General features: G+C 43.5%; 17 protein-coding genes. 8 read left to right on the plus strand and 9 right to left on the minus strand.

Annotated elements, in window-relative coordinates; all coding sequences use genetic code 11:
• Positions 1–7: 7 nt before the first annotated feature.
• The 7 genes from B4G81_RS07225 to B4G81_RS07255 all read left to right on the plus strand — a co-directional run bounded on the left by B4G81_RS07225 (position 8) and on the right by B4G81_RS07255 (position 8,337).
• On the plus strand, positions 8–739 hold the full coding sequence (locus B4G81_RS07225) for a hypothetical protein (RefSeq protein ID WP_294081319.1): 732 nt from the start codon (positions 8–10) through the stop codon (positions 737–739).
• Positions 740–886: 147 nt separating this feature from the next.
• On the plus strand, positions 887–1,435 hold the full coding sequence (locus tag B4G81_RS07230; RefSeq protein ID WP_294081320.1) for a Yip1 family protein: 549 nt from the start codon (positions 887–889) through the stop codon (positions 1,433–1,435).
• Positions 1,436–1,888: an SsrA-binding protein gene (smpB, locus tag B4G81_RS07235; RefSeq protein ID WP_294081321.1), complete on the plus strand. Its 453-nt coding sequence runs from the start codon at positions 1,436–1,438 to the stop codon at positions 1,886–1,888.
• Positions 1,889–1,935: 47 nt separating this feature from the next.
• Complete coding sequence (locus B4G81_RS07240; RefSeq protein WP_294081322.1) at positions 1,936–2,883, plus strand: nucleoside recognition domain-containing protein; 948 nt, start codon at positions 1,936–1,938, stop codon at positions 2,881–2,883.
• 42 nt (positions 2,884–2,925) lie between these two features.
• Positions 2,926–6,627: a methionine synthase gene (gene metH / locus B4G81_RS07245; RefSeq protein WP_294081323.1), complete on the plus strand. Its 3,702-nt coding sequence runs from the start codon at positions 2,926–2,928 to the stop codon at positions 6,625–6,627.
• Positions 6,628–6,673: 46 nt separating this feature from the next.
• The gene (locus B4G81_RS07250) at positions 6,674–7,708 is read left to right on the plus strand and encodes a threonine aldolase family protein (RefSeq protein ID WP_294081324.1); all 1,035 of its coding nucleotides are present in this window, start codon (positions 6,674–6,676) and stop codon (positions 7,706–7,708) included.
• A gap of 65 nt (positions 7,709–7,773) precedes the next feature.
• Positions 7,774–8,337, plus strand: a complete 564-nt coding sequence (locus B4G81_RS07255; RefSeq protein WP_294081325.1) for a DUF2179 domain-containing protein — start codon at positions 7,774–7,776, stop codon at positions 8,335–8,337.
• A gap of 9 nt (positions 8,338–8,346) precedes the next feature.
• On the opposite strand, the gene mazG is transcribed toward B4G81_RS07255, so the two are convergent.
• The 9 genes from mazG to B4G81_RS07300 form a co-directional block, all read right to left on the minus strand.
• Positions 8,347–9,141: a nucleoside triphosphate pyrophosphohydrolase gene (mazG, locus tag B4G81_RS07260; RefSeq protein WP_294081326.1), complete on the minus strand. Its 795-nt coding sequence runs from the start codon at positions 9,139–9,141 to the stop codon at positions 8,347–8,349.
• Positions 9,142–9,281: 140 nt separating this feature from the next.
• On the minus strand, positions 9,282–11,336 hold the full coding sequence (locus tag B4G81_RS07265; protein WP_294081327.1) for a protein-disulfide reductase DsbD family protein: 2,055 nt from the start codon (positions 11,334–11,336) through the stop codon (positions 9,282–9,284).
• A 397-nt stretch (positions 11,337–11,733) separates the two neighbouring features.
• Entirely contained in the window at positions 11,734–12,909 is a 1,176-nt protein-coding gene (locus tag B4G81_RS07270) for a TlpA disulfide reductase family protein (protein ID WP_294081328.1), read from the minus strand.
• A gap of 5 nt (positions 12,910–12,914) precedes the next feature.
• A complete protein-coding gene (locus B4G81_RS07275) occupies positions 12,915–14,495 on the minus strand; it encodes a PKD-like family lipoprotein (protein WP_294081329.1) in 1,581 nt (526 codons plus the stop codon).
• Positions 14,496–14,534: 39 nt separating this feature from the next.
• Complete coding sequence (locus B4G81_RS07280) at positions 14,535–15,230, minus strand: DUF4843 domain-containing protein (protein WP_294081330.1); 696 nt, start codon at positions 15,228–15,230, stop codon at positions 14,535–14,537.
• Between the two features lie 45 nt (positions 15,231–15,275).
• On the minus strand, positions 15,276–16,715 hold the full coding sequence (locus B4G81_RS07285) for a RagB/SusD family nutrient uptake outer membrane protein (RefSeq protein ID WP_294081331.1): 1,440 nt from the start codon (positions 16,713–16,715) through the stop codon (positions 15,276–15,278).
• A 20-nt stretch (positions 16,716–16,735) separates the two neighbouring features.
• Positions 16,736–19,843: a SusC/RagA family TonB-linked outer membrane protein gene (locus B4G81_RS07290; RefSeq protein ID WP_294081332.1), complete on the minus strand. Its 3,108-nt coding sequence runs from the start codon at positions 19,841–19,843 to the stop codon at positions 16,736–16,738.
• Positions 19,844–20,143: 300 nt separating this feature from the next.
• Complete coding sequence (locus B4G81_RS07295; RefSeq protein ID WP_294081333.1) at positions 20,144–21,913, minus strand: AraC family transcriptional regulator; 1,770 nt, start codon at positions 21,911–21,913, stop codon at positions 20,144–20,146.
• A 10-nt stretch (positions 21,914–21,923) separates the two neighbouring features.
• The gene (locus tag B4G81_RS07300; RefSeq protein WP_294081334.1) at positions 21,924–22,616 is read right to left on the minus strand and encodes a DUF2461 domain-containing protein; all 693 of its coding nucleotides are present in this window, start codon (positions 22,614–22,616) and stop codon (positions 21,924–21,926) included.
• A gap of 198 nt (positions 22,617–22,814) precedes the next feature.
• Between B4G81_RS07300 and B4G81_RS07305 the strand changes: the two genes are divergently transcribed.
• Positions 22,815–23,878: replicative DNA helicase (locus B4G81_RS07305; protein WP_294081335.1), on the plus strand; the 1,064-nt coding region annotated here is incomplete at its 3' end.

Raw genomic sequence — 23,878 nt, forward strand, 5'->3', positions numbered from 1 at the left:
AGTAGAAATGAAAAAAGTAATTTTATTTTTGAGTATCATCAGTGTGACTCTTCTCATGACATCCTGTCTGGGAGATTCCGAGACGTACTATTCGGGAGCGCCATTGTCCTATATAACGAAAACGGAATTAGGAACAATTTATGCCCGTCCGATAGACGGCCCACCTATGACTTCTCCGCAAATTAGGAATGAAGATCTGATGAATAGGTTCGTCTATATAGCTTATTCATGGAAAGAGGGTGTAAACGACATTACGAATGAAAATATATATAATGCTACCGTAACCCAAATCTCGGATCCTATTGACCAGGTTTATAATCTAGTAGGTGGTGCTGCACCTGAATTGGAAACCGAACTCCCTTTAAAGTCTTTTGAAGTGGACTTATATGGCGGACCCTACTTCGATTATCATTGGATTTGCGGATATAGTTATGGGAAAGGTGACGGACATAAAAAGACTTTGCAAGGTTATTACACATTTGAGGAAGGCAAAGAAAACGAGGTGATTGTAGACCTGCGTCTGGTAGAAGCGCCAACAGGTGGTACGATCGATAAAGATCAAACCAGTCTTCCTGTGGCAATAAACTTCAAGGCGATCAATGATCATTATGCGACAGGCCTCTCTTCGGGCTCTACAAAAACCGTACAGGTATATTTCCGCTACTGGCGTGAAAAAAGTGATGGCACGCTTGAACTTAACAAGACCAATTCATACTCGCTGCTGATCATAAAAGAATAAAATATTTTTTGAGATATTTATCGAGGTTGTTTCGAAGTGCCTTCATCCTGGTTATGAAGAATGATCTTTGGAGCAGCCTCAATCTTTTTATGCTTTTTCGTTATTCGCAAGAAATCATGTACCTTTGCAATCCAAAATCAAAAAGGAATGTGGAGGGATATTTTTATCACTATAGCGCAATTGATTGTTGCGTCTCCCGGAGCTTGGAGAGATATTGAAAAGGAAAAGAGGACGCAGCATGAGTTTCTCTATCGTTTTCTTCATCCCATATTTGGGATTATTGCTCTAGCTTCTTTCGTGGGAGGATTATTCATACGTGACGGAAATCTGGAGAATGCACTCAAAACGAGTATTATCAGCGTTGTGGGGGTATATGGAGGGTATTTTATAGCGGCTTACCTATTGAATGAAATGGCTCCACGCTTTGGCCTGAAGAAAGACTTACCCCGCTTTCAGCAATTTACGGGCTATGCTTCGGTGGTGCTGTATGTGCTTTTTATTGTCACCCCTTTTCTTTCAGAGCTCTTTATTCTCTGGCTATTGGCGCTTTATACCATTTATCTTGTGAATACGGGGACGCAGTATTTTTTGAAAGTGCGGGCGACAAAGATTACTGAATTTACCGTAGTGGCGTCTGCCGTCATTATTCTCTCACCAATGCTCATTCGCGGTCTTTTCTTTTATCTGATAAAATAAATGAAGCAGGCAGATATCAATATAAAAAATAAGCGTGCCACCTTCGATTACGAACTGGTGGAGACTTTTACGACAGGTATCGTACTTACCGGCACCGAGATCAAATCGATACGGTTGGGTAAGGCGAGCCTGGTAGATACCTATTGTTTTTTTGAACGGGGTGAATTATGGGTGCGCAATATGCATATTGCCGAGTATTTTTACGGTACTTATAATAACCACAATGCCCGACGGGACCGGAAACTGCTCCTTCATAAAAACGAATTGCGCAAAATCTCCCGGCTTACCAAAGAGACGGGTTTTACCATTGTACCCATTCGCTTATTTATTAATGAAAGAGGATTGGCTAAAGTGGTGATTGCTGTGGCACGAGGAAAGAAACAATACGATAAACGGCAGGCACTCCGGGAAAAAGAGGATAAGAGGTCGATGGATCGGATGTTTAAGAAATAGGTGTCTGAAAAGGAGATTTGGGGACTGGGTAATTTAAATGTGCGTGAATGCAATTTTGTAAAGATATTTTTTTCCCGGCGTGTCGGAAATCGGGTCAGACCACATTGTGGTTGCTTAAGATTATTTTACCGGTATCCCTGGTGGTAAGACTGTTGGACTATTACGGCGTACTTGCATTGATGGCCGGTTGGCTTGATCCGGTTTTTGTCTATCTGGGATTGCCCGGCAGCACTGCCATTGTTTTTATTACCAGTATTTTTTTGCCACTCTATGCTCCACTGGCTATCATCACCTCCATGTCTATTTCATTGAGGGAGCTTACCATACTGGCGCTGATGTGCCAGATTTCGCATAATCTTCCCGTGGAGAGCACTATCCAGGCCAAAACAGGGACTTCTTTCTGGTCGGTGACTGCTTTGCGGATCACAATGAGTATTATGGTGGGACTGGTGCTGAACCTGATCTTACCCCAGGATATGGGTAATCCGATATTTGTCCGGAGTAGCCTTCCCGAGGTGGTCTCTTTGCCCGGCTTGCTGATGCTCTGGTTGAAAAGTTCGTTACAGCTGACACTTCTTATTGCTGTGATTGTTTTCTCTTTGAATCTGCTATACAATCTCCTCGATACATACAGGTTAATCCCCAAATTGAGTAAGAGTATTGAGCCGATTCTCCGGTTTTTCGGTCTGCCAGGCAGCACCGCCTTTCTCTGGCTTATCGGTTATATTGTCGGTTTGGCATACGGTGGCGCACTGATGATGGATCAGATGAAAGAGGGAAAGGTGAACAGAACCGATGCTAATTTGTTGAACTACCATCTTGCCATGTCGCATTCCATACTTGAAGATAATATAATTTTTATAGCACTTGGTGTATCTGTCTGGTGGATATTGGGAGTACGTTTAGCGGTAGCATGGATAGTGGTATGGGGGAAAAGAATTATTTTGAAATGGAAGCTCGGCAATTCGAATTTGAGTCTGAAAAATGTCTGGTGATAGTGTTCGGATGATTCATTTTGAGTATAATTGAAATTAAATATGAATAAGCAAAAAATAGAGGATATTTTACCTGATCGTATACTGATTCTTGATGGTGCGATGGGTACGATGATACAACGATATGGTCTTACCGAAGCTGATTTTCGTGGTGAACGGTTCAGGGATTTTAATACCCTGTTGAAAGGTAACAACGACTTGCTTTCGCTTACTCGCCCCGATGTAATTGGTGAGATCCACAGGGAGTATCTGGCGGCCGGTTCAGATATCATCGAGACCAATACATTTAATTCTACGTCGATCTCGATGCAGGATTATCACATGAGCCATCTGGTGCGGGAAATGAATCTGGTGTCAGCCAGACTGGCACGTGAGGCAGCCGATGAGTTTACGCTGAAAACTCCCGATAAACCCCGGTTCGTGGCAGGCTCGATTGGCCCCACCAATAAAACGGCATCGATGAGTCCGCAGGTGGAAAATCCCATGTTCCGCGCGGCAATCTTTGACGACTTCAAGGTCGCCTATAAAGAGCAGATTCTTGCATTGGTAGAGGGTGGAGTGGATATCCTGCTGATAGAAACTATTTTTGATACTCTTAATGCCAAAGCGGCCCTTTTTGCAGCGGAAGAAGTGGCAGAAGAGACCGGCATAAAAACGCCCGTGATTCTTTCTGTGACTATTTCCGACAGGGCAGGCAGAACCCTTTCCGGACAAACTTTGGGCGCTTTTGTAGCTTCCGTCAGTCATGCCAATCCACTGGCAATCGGGTTGAATTGCTCATTGGGGGCAACCGAACTGAAACCCTATGTGAAAGAGCTGGGACGCATCGCTCCCTTTTATATCAGCACCTACCCCAATGCCGGCTTGCCCAATCAGTTGGGTGAATATGATGAGACCCCTGAAAAAATGGCCACCCATATCAAAGAATTTGTGGATGAAGGGTTGGTGAATATCATTGGCGGGTGTTGTGGTACCACTCCCGCACATATTGCCGAATATGTCCGGTTGGTAGAGATCGGCGTTCCCCATCAAAAATCCGCTCCACCGGCATATCTCCGGCTTTCGGGACTGGAGATGCTGGAGGTGTCGCCCCAGATCAATTTCATGAATATCGGTGAGCGGTGTAATGTGGCCGGATCGAGAAAATTTTTGCGGTTGATCCAGCAAAAGAATTATGAAGAGGCACTCGATATTGCCCGCAAACAGGTGGAAGACGGTGCGCAGGCGATTGATATCAATATGGATGACGGATTGCTCGACGGAGTAGAGGCGATGACGAATTTCCTTAACCTGCTGGCTTCTGATCCCGATGTGTCACGTGTTCCCATTATGATCGATTCATCGAAGTGGGAAGTCATTGAAGCCGGACTGAAATGTGTGCAGGGGAAGCCCATCGTCAACTCCATTTCATTGAAGAACGGGGAAGCGGAATTCCTGCATCATGCCCGACTGGCACAGCGATATGGTGCGGCAGTGGTGGTAATGGCTTTTGACGAAACAGGACAGGCTGATACCTTGGAACGGCGTATGGAGATATGTAGCCGGGCCTATAAGCTGCTCACCGAAAATGGGTTCGATCCCAAGGATATTATCTTTGACCCGAACGTGTTGGCCATAGCCACAGGTATTGAAGAGCACAAGAATTATGCGGTAGACTTTATCAAAACAGTGCGATGGATCAAGGAGAACCTGCCGCATGCCAAAGTAAGCGGAGGGGTAAGTAATCTTTCATTCTCATTCCGTGGTAATGAATATGTACGTGAGGTAATGCATTCCGTTTTTCTCTATCACGCCATTCGTGAAGGGATGGATATGGGAATTGTGAATCCCGCCCAATCGGTCATTTATGAAGATATTCCTGCAGATGTAAGGGAATTGGCAGAAGATGCTGTGCTGAACAGACGCGATGATGCTACCGAACGGATGATGGATTATGCTGAAAAGATCAAAGGAGAGAAGAATGCTGAGACTGAAAAAAGCAAAACCGAAGAGTGGCGGACGCTTTCGCTGGAAGAGAGGTTAAGTCACGCCCTTGTGAAAGGGATTGGAGATTACATGGAAGAGGATCTTGCCGAAGCGTTGCAAGCGTATCCGCGTGCGGTGGATATTATCGATAAACCGTTGATGGATGGTATGAACAGGGTGGGAGACCTTTTTGGCGCCGGTAAGATGTTCTTGCCTCAGGTGGTAAAGGCGGCACGTACCATGAAAAAGGCAGTGGCTATATTGCAACCGACTATCGAAGCGGAAAAGGCGGCAGGTGGCGGCATGCAGCAGAAAGCGGGGAAGATATTACTTGCCACGGTAAAGGGAGATGTGCATGATATCGGTAAGAATATCGTATCTATCGTACTGGCATGTAACAATTATGATATTATTGACCTGGGGGTGATGGTGCCTCCTGAGAAGATTATTGAGACGGTGATCCGGGAGCAACCCGATATAGTAGGGTTAAGCGGGCTGATTACCCCCTCCCTTGAAGAGATGGCTATTGTGGCTGCTGAAATGGAGAAAGCCGGTTTCAGTCTGCCATTGTTGATTGGAGGAGCCACCACTTCAAAGTTGCATACCGCATTGAAGATCGAACCGAAATACAGCCTGGGACCTGTAGTATATGTCAAAGATGCCTCGCAAAGCCCGTCGGCAGTCGCTAACCTGATGAGCCCGGGGAACAGGAGTGATTATATCCGGAAAGTAAAGGACGAGTATTCGGTACTGCGGGAGAATAGTTCACAAAAAGTAGTTGAACTGGTTTCGTTGGCAGAAGCCAGAAAAAATGCATTTACTATTGATTGGAACGGATATGAAGCTGTCGTTCCCAATACATTGGGGAAGGTGAAACTGGATCATATCCCGATGGGGGAGATCACGCCTTATATCGATTGGAAGTTCTTCTTCCATGCATGGAATATGTCTGCCAAATTCCATACTGTTACCAGGACAGAGCGTACCAAAGAGGCCCGTGCTACCTGGATTGCCGGATATCAGGAAGATGATCGTGAAAAAGGAAGAGAAGCAGAAAAATTGTATGACGATGCGATAGATATGTTGCAGAAGTTCACAATGGACGACGTCAATTATATAAGAGCGGTTTTCGGAATCTATGAAGCATATAGTGAAGATGATACTGTTTTCATAAATGGAATTTCTTTCCCGTTCCTGCGGCAGCAAAAGAAGAATGATAAGAATGAATACTTCTGTCTGAGTGATTTTATTGCTCCGAAACATGCGGGGAAGAAGGATTATATCGGTGCTTTTGCCGTTACTGCCGGAGCCGGGGCGGAGAAACAAATAAGCCGTTATGAGGCTGAAGGTGATGAGTATGCTGCCCTATTGATGAAATCCTTGCTTGATCGGCTTGCGGAAGCTGCCACTGAGTGGCTGCATGCGAAAGTGCGCCGTGAGTATTGGGGGTATGCGGCTCAAGAGAATATCTCCATTGGAGAGATGTTTGCCGTGAAGTATAAAGGAATACGTCCCGCAGTGGGTTATCCATCTATTCCCGACCAGACTGTAAACTTCCTATTGCATGATGTGCTGGATACCCCCGAAATTGGCATTTCGCTTACTGAAAATGGAGTGATGTATCCCAATGCGTCAGTCAGTGGCCTTTTCTTTGCCCATCCGCAATCTAAATATTTTGCAATAGGAGAGATTTCAGAAGAACAGGTAACCGATTATGCGCAACGCAAGAGTGTAACACCGGATGAGATCCGTAAGTTCCTGCTGGCTAATTTGGCATAGTTCACAGAAAGGTTTTGTATCTTTGTACGCATAATCCAGAGATATCATGCGAAGTTTCGGAAGTGATAATAATTCCGGTGTAGATCCGGAAATCATGCAGGCTCTGATAAGTGCCAATAGTGACCATACCATAGCTTATGGTGATGACCCGTGGACTGCGGAAGCACAGGAAACTCTTCGTATACTGCTTGGAGAGAAAGAAGTGGAACCCTTTTTCCTTTTCAATGGAACGGGTGCCAATATAGTAGCATTAGAAGCCTGTACCTTACCGTTTCATTCTATTCTTTGTGCTTCTACTGCCCATATTGCGGTGGATGAATGTGGAGCACCTGTGAAGTTGACAGGTGCCGCTTTGAAAGAGATTCCCACGCCGGACGGAAAGCTTACACCTTCTTTGGTGCTGCCTTATCTGCATGGATTTGGAGTTGAGCACCACTCCCAGCCGAAGGTGATCGCTATTTCACAGACCACTGAATTGGGAACTGTTTACACCCCGCAAGAGATAAAAGTGCTTGCCGACCTGGCACATAATCATGAGATGTATCTTTTCATGGATGGTACACGTATCGCCAATGCTTGCGCTGTACTGGATGTCTCACTAAGAAACATAACTGTGGACGCGGGGGTAGATATCTTTACGTTAGGAGGAACAAAAAACGGACTCATGTTAGGTGAAGTGCTTATTGCGTTGCGTAAGGAATTAGCTGAAAATATAAAATATTACCGGAAGCAGACTACCCAATTATATTCCAAGATGCGGTTTATCTCTGCACAATTCATCCCATATCTAAAGAAAAATATCTGGCTGGAAAATGCGAGAAAATCGAATAATGCAGCGCAGAAACTTTATAAAGAGATAAGTTCGATAGAAGGGATAAAATTCACGCAATCGGTACAGTCGAATGCGCTCTTTTTTATTCTGTCCCGTGAGATTGCAGAAAAGTTGCGGGAGCGTTACTTCTTTTACGATTGGGATGAGTCGCGGAACGAAGTACGTCTCGTATGTTCATGGGATACCACTGATGAGGATATCCGTGATTTTGCCTGCTACCTGAGAGAGTTAGTGAAAAGAGAAAAGTGAAAAATTAATAGTGAATAGAAAGTCCTTCGGTCTTAATTTTTAGTTTTTAAATTAAATAAAGATATATGTTCGATTTCTTAGATGTTTACCCCTGGTTGCTACCGATTATGATATTTTTCGGTCGTATTTGTGATGTGACGCTCGGTACTCTGCGCATTATTTTTGTGTCGAAAGGTGAAAAATATAAAGCACCGCTTATTGGCTTTTTTGAAGTATTTATCTGGATCGTAATTATTTCACAAGTACTTGAACGGGCGAATGACCTGCTCTCTTATGTGTCGTACGCAGGAGGGTATGCAACCGGAAATTACGTGGGAATATTGCTTGAAAACAGAATTGCTTATGGGATTATACTCTGTCGCATTTACACGCAAAGGAACGGGAAAGAGTTAATTCAAAAATTGAATAAGATGAATATCGGTGCTACGATGACGCATGGTACCGGTTCTACCAATGAAGTGGATATTATAGAGACCGTTGTCGACAGGAAAGAGATGAAAACTCTGGCACGTTTGCTTACAGAGTTTGATGCCAATATTTTCTATGTGGTGGAGGATGTACGTACCAAAAAAAACGGTATTTTCCCAAAACGGAAAAGTATCCTGACACGTTGGAGGGTTGGGAAATAAAAGGCCGGGTTACAAGTTCTCCGGCTGTGTCTTTTTCGCCTCTTGCCAAAACATTTCCATTTCTTCCAGCGTCATATCGTTTAATGACCGTCCCTGTTCTTTCACCTTCTTCTCCATATAGTCGAAGCGATAAATAAATTTCCGGTTGGTGCGCTCCAAAGCATTATCGGGATTTATTTTATAGAGACGGGCTGCATTGATGATGCTGAAGAGCATATCTCCGAATTCGGCTTCCATCCTGCTGTTGTCCATTTTTTCGATTTCGACTTCCAACTCACCTAACTCCTCTTTTACCTTATCCCATACATCGTGACGTTGGTTCCAGTCGAATCCTGCATTGCGTGCCTTGTCCTGAATTCGGTAGGCTTTTACCAATGAGGGCAGGGAAGCCGGTACACCCTCCAATACCGATTGCTTCCTTCCTTTTTCTTTTAGTTTAATTTGTTCCCACGATTGTTCCACCATACCGGCAGAATCGGCTTTTTGGTCACCAAAGACATGTGGATGACGGAAAATAAGTTTGTCGCATAGCGCATTACAAACATCGGCTATGTCAAATACATCTTTTTCTTCCCCAATTTTGGCATAGAAAACCACATGCAGCAACAGGTCTCCCAATTCTTTTTTGATTTCGCTGTTGTCATTGTTGAGGATGGCTTCCGCCAGTTCATATGTCTCCTCAATGGTGTTGGCCCGGAGGCTTTCATTGGTCTGTTCCCTATCCCATGGACATTTTGCCCGCAACTCATCCATAATGTCGAGTAAGCGCTCGAATGCTTCTATTTTTTGTTCTCTGCGTTTCATAATTAAGAATAGATACAAGAGCCAGAAACCAGGATACGAGATATTTTACTCCTTTATTCGCAATCTTTCAGCTCTTATCCCGTTTTACATATAAAAAAGTCAGAGGCAGTTTTGAACTGCCTCTGCAATACTGTTGAGAGTTATTTCCTGAAATTTTTGAGACCCTCCTGAAGAAAATCCAGATATTTATCCACATTCTCGTCGTATGCATACGAGTGGCTTAATGGTTTTCCATCATGGTCAAGAGCTATATAATAAGGTTGTGCATTTGCACCGAATTTATGACGTTGCAGGTAACTCCATTTGTCGCCGATCGTCTTCAATCGTGTAGTCCTGCCATTCTCGTCCACTTCGATAATTTCAGGCAATTTTGTTTTATCATCCACCATCAGTGTAATAAGGACATACTCATTGTCGAGGATATCTTTCACTCGCGGGTCGGTCCATACCGATGCCTCCATCTTGCGGCAGTTGACACATCCATATCCGGAGAAATCTATCAAAATCGGCTTATTCTGCTGTTTTGCCAATGTAATGCCGGTTTCATAATCCAATGTCTGGGCATGTACTTCTCCGTCGTACAGGTTGAAATCCTGTGTGTATAGGGGAGGCGAAAAAGCACTGATCGCTTTAAGTGGTGCACCCCATAATCCGGGAACCATATAAATGGCGAATGCCAGTGATATGATTGATAGGAACAGACGGGGAATGGTTACATGAGGTACGTCGCTGTCGCCGGGGAATTTGATTTTTCCGAGGAGATATATTCCTAGCAGGGTAAAAATTACGATCCAGAGTACCAGGAATACTTCCCGGTCGAGGATTCCCCATCCGTATGCCAGATCGGCTACAGAAAGGAACTTGAGGGCTAATGCCAACTCCAGGAATCCTAATACCACTTTTACTGAATTAAGCCAACCGCCCGATTTGGGCATTGTGCTGAGCCATGAAGGGAAAATGGCGAATAGTACGAATGGAATAGCGAGGGCAATAGCAAAGCCAAACATACCGATCGCAGGTCCAAGGATGCTTCCCGATACGGCGGCTTCTACCAGCAATGTACCAATGATGGGACCTGTGCAGGAGAAAGATACCAATACCAGGGTAAAGGCCATAAAGAATATACTAAGCGCACCGGATGTCTTGTCTGCCTTTTCATCCATCTTGTTGGTCCACTTGGAAGGAAGTACCAGTTCAAAGCCTCCAAAAAAAGCGATAGCAAAAAAGACCAGCAAGGCAAAGAAAATGAGATTGAACAGTGCGCTGGTAGCCAAGTTATTCAACGCACTGGCTCCGAATATTGCGGTGATGAGCAATCCCATTACCACATAAATCACGATGATAGCAACGCCATAGATAAGAGCTTCCGTGACCGCTTTTTTCTTTTCTGTCTTATTCCGTTTGAGGAAAAAGCTGACAGTCATAGGAATCATGGGCCATACACAAGGAGTGATCAATGCGATCAATCCTCCGGCAAATCCTGAAATTAATATCCAGAAAAGCGACATACCGGCTGTGCTGCCTTTCATGCCGAAATCTTTCAATTCCTCGATTACAGGTGTCCAGAGCAAGTCGCTGTCGACCGGTATAAAGGAAGATACGATTGACGGGGCTGCAATCCCTGCTGAGTCTGCCACGTTATCTTCAACCGTTGAAAGTGTTGTTTCAGCAGCTGTAGTGTCAATCGGTTTCTCCTCCTGTTTTTGTTCGGGAGCAGCTGTAGTTGTTACCGTAGCCGGTAGTTGCGCTGCGGAGAATGAAAAATCGTGTGGCAGTGGAGGAGTACAACTGGTATCGTCGCATGCCTGTGCGCGTACATCCCCTTGTATGGAAAAATTCTTTTTGTCAGTCACTTTCAGGCGCTGTGCAAAACGGGCACTGTTTTCGAAAGTACCAATGTTCATCTGGAAGATGTTGTCGTACTTCACCGTAGCCTGTTTGCCTATAGCGTGGAATTTATCCACGGGTTCGGCGCCCGTGATTTTGTCAAAACTGAGTTGTGTGGGTGTAGGTCCGCCATCAGGAATTTCGGCATCATAAAGGTGCCATCCCTGTTTCACTTTGACATCTGCTATCAGATCGATCTCTCCATTGCCTTTGTCCTCCAATGAAAAACTCCAAACCAATTCATCCTGTGCAAAAGCAAGCGTAGCGAAGAGGAATAAAAAGCTTAAGAGACAAGTCTTTCGTTTCATATAAAATTATTTTTATTGGTATGGAATTTGCTATTAATCGCGTCTTTTTGAGAAAACGGTTTTATGCTCATTTCATATGTTTTGCTTTATTTTGGCATTTAGAGCTTGAATAATGAATTGAATTGACGATTTGACAATCATTTTTTGACAAATTGATGTAATGATGCGTTATTAAGTCAATATGCAGCCCCATAAAGCCTTACTAATCTTTCAAATTAGTGGACAAAGTTAATAAACCGATTTTGATATTCTAAGTTAATATTGGTTATAAAGAGTTTTGCATAGTTAAATATATAAAGGTTGTGGAACACAAGACTACTCCGGCAATAGGCTATATTGAACCTATTGCCGGAATAATTTTTTATTGGAGTAATAAAGGTGTACCTGAAATTAAAGTTTATTCTGCAAACAGTTCATTGAGTTTGTTGGAAAAGTCTTCGCCCCGCAGGTTTTCTGCTACAATAACTCCTTCGTTATTGACGAGATAGGTTGTGGGGATAAGTTGCACGCCATAAGTGTCTGCTATCCCGTTTTCATCGATGAAATTGTGCCAGGGAAGCTTTTCCTCTTTCAATGCTTTTTCCCAGTCCTCCCTTTTCTGGTCGATGGAAATGCTAACGATATCAAATCCTTTCGCACCGTGACGTACATATTCACGCTTGAGATTTGGAATTTCTTTGCGGCAGGGAGCGCACCACGAGGCCCAGAAATCGATCAGTACATACTTTTTCTCCTTACAGAGATCCGCAAGCGTTAAATCTTTTCCCTGTTCATCTTTTACCGTAAATGGGGGGGCTTTGGAACCGATTTTTCCTACAGGATATATTTCCTCATGTACTTTTTGTCCGTAGTAACTGTCTTTTGCTGTTTGTGAGAGGGTTTCATACCATTGCCGGTCTTCGTCGGAAGAGCGCAGATAAGAGGTGAAAGTAATCATCATGAGTGGACCCCAGAATGTTTCTTTATTCTCTTCGACCACCTGTTTATAAGTATTACTTACAGTTTCGAAAAAGTTATGTTCAGCCTGTTCAAAAGCTTTATATTCGTCGGAACTCCTGAGGGAATCTGTCTTAGTCTTGTCTTTTGCTATTCTTGCCTGTCCTAAATTTTCCAGCAGATCTTTGTACTCTGCATGATAATCATCATAAAGTTGATTCAATTGCTCTTTGGTTGAGTATAGTTTATGATAGTAATCTGTTAATGGAGATCCTTTTATGGTGAGATCAGATATTTTATATTTTTCTTCCATTTTTTCTGCCTTGCCGGTAATGTCAATTTTTCCGTTCTCTACCATCATCAGGCCAGCATAAGAGTCTCCCACTACCAGGTGTACTGCGCGTGGTTCTTCTTCTGCAATACCTTTGAAGACAAATTTTCCGTCTACAACGACAGTATCGGTAAGTGGTTTCTCTTTTTTATGGCTGACCGGAATGAGTTGTACTCCGGTTCCTTCTTCAAGACCTTGGATTTGTCCGGTTATCACATAGGATGTTGCCGGTTTTGGGCTACACCCGACAAGTGTCACTATTCCAATGACAGCTAAAAGTAATTGTTTTGTTTTCAATGTGTGCATATTATTTAGAATTTTGTTGTTATCGATTTTATTTTCCCAAATCCGGTAGTAATATGTGGGTTTGAGTGTGTTGGAGCAAATATTGCTCCCCATTGCTGTCTTGCTAAACCGGAATAAGCATCGACTTCAAATTCGACTAATTTTCCGGTTTTGCCGCTTTCGTTCCATACTCCTATCCATAATACTGCACCTGCTGTGGGGAATCCTCCTCCGGCGTGTCCGGCAAACACGCTGATGCAGGTCACTTCTTCGTCCGCCGCACATTCATATAGTGTGGTGGAATTAATCTGGCCTGATGAGGGCGTGAAAGAATATACGCCCTTGTCGGTTGCATAGAAAAACGCCGTGCCATTGATGTTTGCATCGAAAAACTTGAGATTCCTAATGTTCGTGCATCCGCTCAGGTCGATGATTGAGTTAACGCCATTTCCACTCAAATCGCCATCGTCAATCACATTATAGAAATTGAGAATATAGAGATAGGGAGAGCCTTCGTCTTCCAGAATGGCATATGTCTTTCCTCCCTCTCCCCCTTTTATTGCCCACGGGTTGGAAGGTAGACGTTTGGCGTTGATATAGGCGTCGGGGATCGTATTCATAAACTCACCCACTTCAGTTGCCATCGAGAAATAGGGGCGGAACCCGAGCGATTTTTCGTCAAAGATTACTTGATCGGAGTTGATAGCACCCGAGATAGCTCCATAGGAAGCTCGGGTGCGGTCACTCAGAAATGGCGATGCTGAATAATCGCCGCCAATAGGCGCCGAGAACTTGCGGTCGTTTGTCTTGTTGGTATAAAGTACATGCAATTTACCGTTATTGACCAGAAACTCGCAATTATTGATATAGTTCAAAGCCTGCGGTTTATATGAGGGAGTGTTATAAAACATTTGATCCCAATCTTCCATCAATTCCAATCCGGCTGTATTTAAACGATAACCGCCCTGTTCGGTAAAGACATAGTAATAATCCTGTCCATAACTGATGAACAGGGGCTTTCCGGGTAACATCTCCCCCCGGGTTGTTTCACTGTAATAATTCGGAATCATAGAATCGTCCCCATAAATAAGGCATAGTTGGCTGGTATAAAAATCAATATCACTTTGCCTGTCGTATTCCGAGAGGATATACACTCCCTCGCGTGCTCCGGGTTTGTTTACCCTGAAATAGGAAAATAGCATTTGTGCTGAAAGTCCCCGTACAGTGTCGGTTACGAGTAGTCCTGAATTATACCATCCCGGTTGGTGAGTTACTTCCCATTCCACTTCAAGCGTACGGGCGATCGTATCCGCTTTTGGATAAACCATTGCATTCCCCACTTGCACCGCCTCATAGGGGTATGGATAAGTGATCCACGCATACTTCAGATTCTCAGGATGCGCATACTTTACTCTCGGGGCCATGCGGATGGTATCGCCCGGATTGTAGATCATCACAAAGGCGAAACGGTCGGCGTTTCCCACTGTATCTATTTCAATTATACTTACTTGCTCCTCCTGAAGATAATCGTAATTGCCATCGTCCTTATAGCACGAATAGAAAACCAACAGAACGAAAAATGCTAAAAAAATATATATATTCTTCATCTCTAAACAATTGATAAATGAGAAATAAAATTCTACGGTCTAAAAATTGACAAGTTGTCCGTTTTCATCTTTTAGTGGATTACCCGGATGCGCCTCGTTGTAAGTAGTGAGTGCGTTTTTCATCACAATACGGTAATTATTGAGTTGTCCCCATGTCATGGTGTTTGTGTCAAATTCCCCGATTCCCAGCGTGTCAATGATAAACCGGAATTTTGTAAGGCTGAATGTACCGAAGAATTCAGTCAATTCGTCCCAATTACGGGGTCTACTGAGCATATCATTCCATTTTATTGTAAATCCGTTGTGTTCTACGACTCCGGTTTTGAAGTCACCTGAATCGGCAATCCTTATCCGTAGGCGGACATTTTGGGATGATAGGTTGGAGGTGCGTTTCAGTACTACATTGAACGGGACTGAATAAGTGTTTGCCGGCACTTTGATTTCAGTTGGGCAGAGATATTGCTCCGGTAGTGCTGTTGTTTCGGACAGGACAACTTCAAGTTTCACCAATCGGTCGTTTGGGGTAGTTTTCCCCATGATAAAAAGTGTCATGTTCATCGCTGTTTCAGTGACCGATGAGGGGTAAAATGCAAATGAATAGTCGAGGGAATCTGTTCCCAATGCCCATTCATAAGGGCCTTCCAATCTTGCGCGTGCTTCATCCTGATAGTAAAAGCTTTCATTTTGGCAGGAAAGCAGAAGAATGGAAAGAAATGCGGGTAATACATATTTCATGACTTTGCTCCTTTGTGTTTTAATTTGATTCCACATGATTCATCATTATTTTCTATTTCCAAATTCAATTTCATTGTCCGGCATCGGTAGCACATACACATCGTTTCCGGCGTTTATGGCTGCGCCTTCTATGTGGGTTGCATTGCGGCGTTTGTAATAATAAAACATGTGTCCTTCACCAAGAAACTCTTTATGGTATTCTTTTCTGACCTCATCGTCGAGTTCTTCAGCCGAAAGATTGTCGGAGAGAGGGAAATTATCCAGATTACGGGCGTCCCGGACAAGATTCAGTAGTTCGGCCGCACGTGCCGCATCACTGTCTTTTAGTATCTCCGCCGCAATATAATATATTTCCGTTTTACGGATGACCGGCAGAATGTTATTGAATTTTCCGGCTTCATATTGATGGTATTTCCAGAAATATTTGCGTTCACCTTCGTAGGCAAAGCCTTTCAACATACGGTAGTCGTTTCCGTAACCCTTGGATGTTCTTTCAAAGATCTGATCCGCTTTTTCTTCCGAGGGAGTCAATGTATTGCTTCCCGCCGCTGAAGTGAAGTAATACCTTACGATATTATCCAGATTGTTGATATTTAAACGGAAAATGATTTCTTCACTGAAAATACGGTTGCATTCATATTCATAAGTTGTTTCAACCGACGTAAAATGTGTCCATCCGAAACTGGTTGTAGATGGATCAGAATCGACCTCTATAAACATATTGGCGTACTTTAGAGCATTTGTTTTATCACCTTTATACATATATGCGCGGGTTAACGTAGCCATGGCAGCCCAATAATTGAAATATTTTTTTCGTTCCCAACGCTCTGTATATGTGAGATTTGCATGGTCGAGGATCGGATCGGCCTTCAAAAGCTCCATTGATTGAATCAAGTCGTTGATTATCAGGTCCAATGTTTGATTTACCGATAATTGGTTGGTAGTTTCCTTCCCGTAGTGCGTGACATAAGGTACAGCCGGCGCATCAGGTGATGCGGAAGGCGCGGGCGAGAACAGGCGCAGCATGTCAAGATGCAGGAAAGCCCTTAATCCGAGTGCTTCACCCTTATATGCATCCTTGTTGCTTTCACTGAACAGGTCCGGGTCGGCAGTATCGATATATTGAAGCAGAATATTTAGATTTGCAATGCAATTATAGGTTGCCGACCAGGCAGAATTAATGATGTTCTTCGTGTTGATCTCACTATAATTATATTCTGCCGCATAGCGGTAAATGCTGTTCGTGAGCAGATCATAGTCTTGTGAAAGAACAGAAACTAATCCGAAACTCATATCTCGTCCATACATTGGTATTTGTGACATCTGGGAATACACTCCGGTCAACTGGTCGCGAAATCCCGCTTCGTTGCTGAAATGCAAATCAGCCACAATTTCTGATTTCGGGCGCACATCGAGCCAGTCGGTGCAGGCCGGGGATATCAGAAGTGGAATTATACATACTATTTGAATGATACTTTTTTTCATAATGATTTTTATATTTTCAATTAAAAAACTGCCTGCAAAGCCACAGAAATCGTTCTTGCAAAAGGATAAGAAGTTCCCCGTTCGGTTTTTACAGAGGATATAACGAAAGCATCGTTCATATAAGCGCTAATTTTCAGTCGTTCAAGGAACGATGATTTCAAAAATGAGTGATTACGGAAATCATAACTAACCATAATCGAAGAGAGTGTCAAAGTGTTATAATCCATGACAAACCGGGAAGTCGGTCGAGTGTATGATTTATCGGAAATGGCTTTATACAGCGCCACATCGCCCGCATTTTGCCAGCGGTCGGTGAATACGCGGCGATCGACATTATAGCGTACATCGGCATTCTCCACCTTGTCGATAAGTGTGGAATTATATATTTGTCCGCCCAGACGGTAGTTAAATGTGGCGCTCACGCCAAATCCGTGAATATCAGAATTGAACCCGAATATTCCGTTGTATTTGGGCTGTGTGTCACCGCAAACAACTTGGTCGGCTACATCCCATTCGTAAGTCACACTTCCATCGCGTTTCAGGAAAATTTCCTTGCCGTTCACAGGATCGATGCCGAGCGAAGGGACAGCCCAAATGGCGTTCATCGACCGGCCTTCCTCGTAACGGACCGATGGGCGGGTAATGTTCGAAACATCCTCTGAATCATCGTCCTGCTGTTTTAAAGCATCCTGTTCTTCGTTGAATTTCCGGAGACTGTTGGATATCTTCTTGATTTTATTCTGGTTACGGGCGACAGAGGTAAAGACGTTAAAATAACTACGGGTTTTGTTTTCTTCCCAAACCCGAAAATTAAGATAGGCTTCGAATCCCTTATTTTGTGTTTCACCCATATTCTCGCGGTAAGTGCTGAAACCTGTCGATTCCGGCACAGTGATATCGGTCAGCATGCTTTGAGTGGTGGACGTGTAATAGTCAAACCGTCCGCTGAAGCGATTTTTCAGAATGGCGAAATCAAAACCGGCACTGTTGTCGAATTTCTTCTGCCATTGCAGGTCGGGATTCGCAAGACCGACTAGATAGGAGCCGATCAATCCGTTATAGGAAATATTAGCGTAATATTTCAGCGTTGCAAGTGCTTCATAAGTAGAGAACCCCTGCGAACCGGTATAACCTGTGGACAGTCGCAATTTAAACAGATCCAACCAGGAAGCATCTTTCAAAAACTGTTCCTCGTGCAGATTCCAACCACCTCCGAGTGACCAGAATGAACCCCATCGGTTGTTGGCCCCAAATTCCGAAGAGCCTGTCAACCGATAATTTGCGTCGAACAAATAGCGGTTATCAAATGAATAATTGATTGAACCGATACCGCCCACACTGCGCGAAATACCTTCTGAACCGGTCGGTTTTCCGGTTGTGGAGTCATATTGTACGCCGAAAGTAATATCGTTCATATTGTCGTTGGGAAACCCCTCCGCTTTTACAACGGCATTGGAGTGGGTGTAGCTGGTAAAATTTGCCTGAGCGTTAAAAAATAGTAGATGCTTGTTGATCTGGATGGAGTAGTTGATTCCGAGATCACCGTTGATATTCATACTTTCTCCATTAAGTTTTGTGTATGAACCTTTCTTGAACAAGTCCTCCGTACCATAATTGATAAAATCGGTATGAGAGGCGGGGCGAAAATCGTCGTTTTGATTGACATATTTGGTTATTCCCAATCTGCCGGTCAGTTTCAGATAACGCTGCAAGTTCCATTCGGTATAAAAATTATTTGTAATATCGGTATACTTTCTTGCATACAGTGTGTTTATGGAGGAGTTCCAAAGAGGGTTAGCCGATTTTGTGCCTCCATCGATAAAACTATAACTCTGCATCATTTTTCCTTTTTCGTCGTATAACCTGTAATAAGGATTCATTAGTGTATATTCGGAAAAACTGCCGTATGGTGAATCGTTGGCATTGTTATTAGTGATTGTCAGTCGGTTACGGAACTGGAAGTTTTTCAGCCGGTAGGAGAGTGTTATACCCCCTGAGAATGTTGTGCGGTCAGAACCTTTCATTGCACCTTTTATATTATTGAATGAAAGGTCTATGCCGTAAAGCATGTATTGATCCCCTCCTTCGAGGTATAAAGCATGTTTCTGTCCCACGCCGGTGCGTATGGGTTGTGCTTTCCAGTCGGTATCAACTCCTGCAAGCACTTCCCGTAGTTTCTTCTCGTATTGTTGACGATATGCCAATTGCGTGACGGCATTATCACTGTAATAAAGTCCGGCAAGCCTTTCCACTTCAAGTTTCTCAGCGGCATTTGTCAGATCGTAACTTGTCAGGTCCGGTATTTCAATGTTTGCGCTACCGTTATAGGTGACTTTCATTTGTCCTGCCGCGGGACGTTTTGTTTCTACAATGATTACGCCATTCGCCGCCTTTGAACCGTAGATAGCCTTTGCCGTGGCATCTTTGAGCAAGGTGACGCTTTCGACCATATTCATATCCAGATCAATAATTTTTGTCAGATTCGTCTCAAAACCGTCAAGGATAAACAATGGCTGGTTGGGATTCGATTCGTATTGTCCTTTCAGGTCGCTGAATCCGGTTTGTCCCCTCATCTGGAAATCGGGCAGAGCATTCGGATTGGACCCCGCACTGAGGTTATCCAACTGCATAAACGCCGGATCTATACTTGTCAGGCTCTGCAAGAGATTTTGATTGCCGATCCGCAGTAATTCCTCGCCCTTCACGGTAGAAACAGAGCCTGTATAAGTGTTTGACCTACGCGTAAATGCTCCGGTTATCACCACTTCCTCCATTTCCCGGGTCGCACTCTTTAACACAATCCGGTAACTGGTCTCATCCGTAAGTGTTATGGTTTGCGTCTCAAACCCGATGTAACTGACTTTAACGGCTTGGGTAGAGCTGGGTAGGTTTATCGAGAAATGACCGTTGACATCGACTACCACCGCTGTAATACTTTCGGTTTTGGTTTGGCTGATTTGCTCGACGTGGGCCCCCGGTAAGGGTTCACCCTCTTCGTCTACGACGATGCCGCTAATCGTGCGCTTAGTGTGGTTATCTTGTGCATTTGCAGTACTGACCGGAAACAAACTAGCCAATATTATGGCAAAAAGCGATAGGATTTTGAAAATTAGAAGTTTCTTTTGCATATTGTCATTTACTTAAAATATGAAGAATGCTGTTTAATATATTTTCATCTTTATTTATTAATTTATCCACCGCAAAAGTAGTATATTGTAATACCCCTTGAAATCGCATAAATATGGTATTTTTATGCATTTTTGATCGATCGGATGAAAGTGTAAAATTGATTTTTTAATCATTAATGACGCTATCTGTGATGGAATAGTTGCAAATTAAAAGATAAAACATTATATTTATAACAAAAAGATTATCCAATAACGGCAATTGCCGTTATTGGATAAAAAACAAGATAATTTTCACACTTATCAATGATTTTTATATAACTCTGTGGTTTTGTTTTTATACTGAGATGGGGTCATTCCGACGGTATTTTGGAATGCTTTGTAAAATGTAGTCATGGAGCTGAACCCCACATCCGATGAGATAGTTTTTAGTGGGATTTGATTTTCGGAATCACTGATCAGTTTCACCGCTTCATTTATCCGGTACTCATTGACGTATTGGGTGAAAGTGAGTGATGTTTGTTGGTTGATGATCTGCGATAAATAGGTGCGGTTCGTTCCCAGCATATCCGCCACCTTTTCTTTGGTTAAAAAGTTATCACGGTAGACGGCTTCTTCACGCATCAATCTTTCTAACTGTAAAAACAAACTCATACTTTTTTCCTCGGTTAACGATGACAAAGGATACTTCTTCTGCGATTCCTCCGGGTTGACGCCGGTTTGGGGATCGTTATCCGTTTCTAGCTCCCGTAGTTTTTGCTGCATTTGTTTCTCACGGCGAATGTGAGCTTGATATTGATGCACAATAGTGGCAAAAAAGCGGTTTCTGCGCCAGATGAAATAAATAAGGGACAACACGATGAGGAAGAACGCGATCAATGAAGTGATGAATAATTGTTCATTTTTTGTTTTTTGCAACAGGTTTAATTTCACTTCTTTTATTTCGTTTTCCCTGCGTTCCGTATCGTATTTCATGCGCAAATCACTAAGGGCACGTTCTTTATCGGTGTTGAACAGGCTCTCGCTTTCTGTCTGGAACCTGCGTTGCCATTCTAACGCTCGGTCATACTCTCCTTTGGATTCGTAGCATAACGATAACTCCTTCTGTAATTTGTCTCTGTAGATGGGGCTGTTCTCAGTATATGTTAGTTCTAGCGCTTCCTCCAATGCAGGGATTGCTCTATCCATGGCTTGTTTTTCATGCCATGCTCTCGCATATCCGTAAAGGGTATAAACAATAGACGAAGTTTGCGCTTTATCCTTTGCATCCAACCCCCTTTCGAAATATACAATGGCTTCATCGGTATTTCCCTGTGCCAGTAAAATATGCCCATATAGGGCGTAGATATTGGTTTGATCGTAAAAATCATTTTGTTTCGTCAAAAATTCAGCCTCTTTGATGTATTGTAAGGCTTTTTCATAATCGTCGCACAAGTAGTACATATATGCCGTGTTTACGGACGCAGCGAAAATGTGATAGGGATTGCTCTCCTTATGCCCTCTTTCATAAGCTTCTAGTGAATACGAAAGGCCGACAGGGTCATCTTTCAGATAATAAATGCCGGATATGTTGATGAGCAAAATGGTATGTAGTTGGCTGTATCCTGAGCGCTCCGCCGCCGCAATTCCCTGAAAAAACAGGTCGATAGATCGATAGTAATCTTTTTCGATATTGGCGGCGTATAACCCCAATCCATTATAGACGGAGCAAAGCGCCGAATCGTTTTGATTGCTTTCGGCAATGGCTTTTGCCTGATGGAGATTTGCTGTTGCTTCTTTTTTATTGCCCTTCATCATATTTGCCTGACCTAATACTATGTGGGCATAAAGCAGGGCATAGTCGTAATCTCCCGATTGATAACCAATGTAAAGCAGTTGCTCACCATATCGAATGGCCTCATCGTAATTGGCCTGGTGTAAATAGAGGAAACTGATTTCTTTCAGCGCTTTTGTGTCTTGAGGATTTTTCTGTAATAAATCTTTTTGTAAGCCTATCGCTTCAGAAAATTCATTTTGGGCATACGTGTAACCAGTGAAAAAAAAACAGCACAGGATAATTGACAGTAATCTCATGATTCTTTTGCTATATCTCAACCTCCGCCACTATTTCCGCCATAAAATGGTAGAGGTCTGCTATCTGTGAGAAATCCTCCATTAACTGAAGCGCGATGGCTTCGTTGAACAGCCGTTTGTCCGTCAGGGGCAGGGTTCTGACCACATATACGGTCTTGCGTTGCATCCATGGCTGATAGAATTCGGGTAGGTCATTGGACAGTAGGCGCTTATAGGGCTCTCCGGCGACCTCGAACCCTGTATCCAATGCTATTTGTGCCATTTTCCTGAATGATCCGGGACTGTATCCGATCTCCTCTCTCAGATGGTCTATTACTTTCCGTTTAGGCATGAAAAGCCCCATCCCGTACATGAAATATTCGGCGCTGAATTCGGCAAAATAGCCGGGGAAATTTTCCCAATGGGTGGTCATACGCTGAAAATTCAGCCACATGCTGGTTTTGTACGGGGCTTTATTTGAAGAGAACCGGATGTCGCGATAAATGCGGGAAAGCATTTTTATCGGTCTCAGGTCGAACATCGGGTCAATATTGTACATGGCTGGCGAAAGCATGGCTCCCAGTGAGCGGAATGGCTCCAGCAGTACTTCTTGATAAACGGATTTACGTTCGTCAAACCATTCTTTATAATTATTCTCTTTCAACTCCTGTAAAAACCGTACGGTTTCGGGTTTAAATCCTGTAAAGGACGAAATCTCTTTCATAAGTATGATTTTTGTATCTTAAATATAAAGGACAAAAAAGGACAAAAATAAAATATAAGATGCAGATACAAGTAATATGTAAAGATATAAGTTTTCAACAATTTGTTCATAACTTTTAGAAAAGAATAGTATCCAAAAATTCCCATAGGAACAAATTACTGCCTACCTTTACAATCCTTTTAGCAAAAACCAATCGAGATGGAAAGACAAAAACGAAAATCTGCGGTAAGAGTAGTAGAAAAAACAGTTGCTGCTCCCGATATTGGAAAGCTGCCTCCTCAAGCGAAAGAATTGGAGGAAGCCGTGTTGGGGGCATTGATGCTTGAAAAAGATGCCTATTCTGTCGTCAGTGAAATTTTACGGCCGGAAAGTTTTTACGATCCGTCTCATCAATTGATTTATGATTCTATTCAGGGGCTTGCCATGCAGCAGAAGCCGGTGGATGTGCTTACGGTGGTAGAAGAGTTGAAGCGTCGTGGCGAGCTGGAGACTGCCGGTGGGGCAGTCTATATTGCCGAATTGTCGGAGAAGGTAGCTTCTGCAGCGCATATTGAATACCATGCCCGTATCATTGCGCAAAAATATATGGCCAGGGAATTGATCTCTTTTTCATCGGATGTATCGCAGCAGGCTTTTGATGAAACGGTGGATGTGGATGACCTGATGCAGGAGACCGAAGGGCGCTTGTTTGAGATCTCTCAACGGAACGTGAAGAAGGATGTAATCCAGATCAATCCGGTTATCAAGGAGGCGATGAACAATATTCAGCTGGCAGCTAACCGGAAAGACGGAATGAGTGGCTTGCCGACCGGTTTTAAGGAGTTGGATAAGTTGACGTCGGGGTGGCAGAGATCCGATCTGGTGATTATTGCAGCTCGTCCGGCCATGGGAAAAACCGCATTTGTGTTGTCCATGGCGAAAAATATGGCACTTGATTATGAACTACCTGTCGGTGTTTTCTCACTTGAAATGTCGAACGTGCAGTTGGTGAACAGGCTGATTGTGAATGTATGCCAGATAAAAGGGGAAAGTATCAAGAGTGGCCGGCTCTCCGAGGATGAGTGGGAGCGCCTTGATAAGAATCATAAGTTTTTGTATAATGCGCCTATTTATATCGACGACACGCCCAGTTTGTCGGTATTTGAGTTGCGGACCAAAGCGCGTCGTTTGGTTCGCGAACATGGTGTGCAAATATTGATTATCGACTACTTGCAGTTAATGAATGCGAGTGGTATGAGTTTTGGTAGTCGTGAGCAGGAGGT

Source organism: Proteiniphilum sp. UBA5384, from assembly GCF_002410825.1.
Lineage (GTDB): Bacteria > Bacteroidota > Bacteroidia > Bacteroidales > Dysgonomonadaceae > Proteiniphilum.

What these genes read in the sequence shown, in the direction of transcription:
- B4G81_RS07225 (WP_294081319.1), top strand. Translation starts at nt 8, where the DNA reads ATGAAAAAAGTAATTTTATTTTTGAGTATCATCAGTGTGACTCTTCTC.
- B4G81_RS07230 (WP_294081320.1), top strand. Translation starts at nt 887, where the DNA reads ATGTGGAGGGATATTTTTATCACTATAGCGCAATTGATTGTTGCGTCT.
- smpB (WP_294081321.1), top strand. Translation starts at nt 1,436, where the DNA reads ATGAAGCAGGCAGATATCAATATAAAAAATAAGCGTGCCACCTTCGAT.
- B4G81_RS07240 (WP_294081322.1), top strand. Translation starts at nt 1,936, where the DNA reads ATGCAATTTTGTAAAGATATTTTTTTCCCGGCGTGTCGGAAATCGGGT.
- metH (WP_294081323.1), top strand. Translation starts at nt 2,926, where the DNA reads ATGAATAAGCAAAAAATAGAGGATATTTTACCTGATCGTATACTGATT.
- B4G81_RS07250 (WP_294081324.1), top strand. Translation starts at nt 6,674, where the DNA reads ATGCGAAGTTTCGGAAGTGATAATAATTCCGGTGTAGATCCGGAAATC.
- B4G81_RS07255 (WP_294081325.1), top strand. Translation starts at nt 7,774, where the DNA reads ATGTTCGATTTCTTAGATGTTTACCCCTGGTTGCTACCGATTATGATA.
- mazG (WP_294081326.1), bottom strand. Translation starts at nt 9,141, where the DNA reads ATGAAACGCAGAGAACAAAAAATAGAAGCATTCGAGCGCTTACTCGAC.
- B4G81_RS07265 (WP_294081327.1), bottom strand. Translation starts at nt 11,336, where the DNA reads ATGAAACGAAAGACTTGTCTCTTAAGCTTTTTATTCCTCTTCGCTACG.
- B4G81_RS07270 (WP_294081328.1), bottom strand. Translation starts at nt 12,909, where the DNA reads ATGCACACATTGAAAACAAAACAATTACTTTTAGCTGTCATTGGAATA.
- B4G81_RS07275 (WP_294081329.1), bottom strand. Translation starts at nt 14,495, where the DNA reads ATGAAGAATATATATATTTTTTTAGCATTTTTCGTTCTGTTGGTTTTC.
- B4G81_RS07280 (WP_294081330.1), bottom strand. Translation starts at nt 15,230, where the DNA reads ATGAAATATGTATTACCCGCATTTCTTTCCATTCTTCTGCTTTCCTGC.
- B4G81_RS07285 (WP_294081331.1), bottom strand. Translation starts at nt 16,715, where the DNA reads ATGAAAAAAAGTATCATTCAAATAGTATGTATAATTCCACTTCTGATA.
- B4G81_RS07290 (WP_294081332.1), bottom strand. Translation starts at nt 19,843, where the DNA reads ATGCAAAAGAAACTTCTAATTTTCAAAATCCTATCGCTTTTTGCCATA.
- B4G81_RS07295 (WP_294081333.1), bottom strand. Translation starts at nt 21,913, where the DNA reads ATGAGATTACTGTCAATTATCCTGTGCTGTTTTTTTTTCACTGGTTAC.
- B4G81_RS07300 (WP_294081334.1), bottom strand. Translation starts at nt 22,616, where the DNA reads ATGAAAGAGATTTCGTCCTTTACAGGATTTAAACCCGAAACCGTACGG.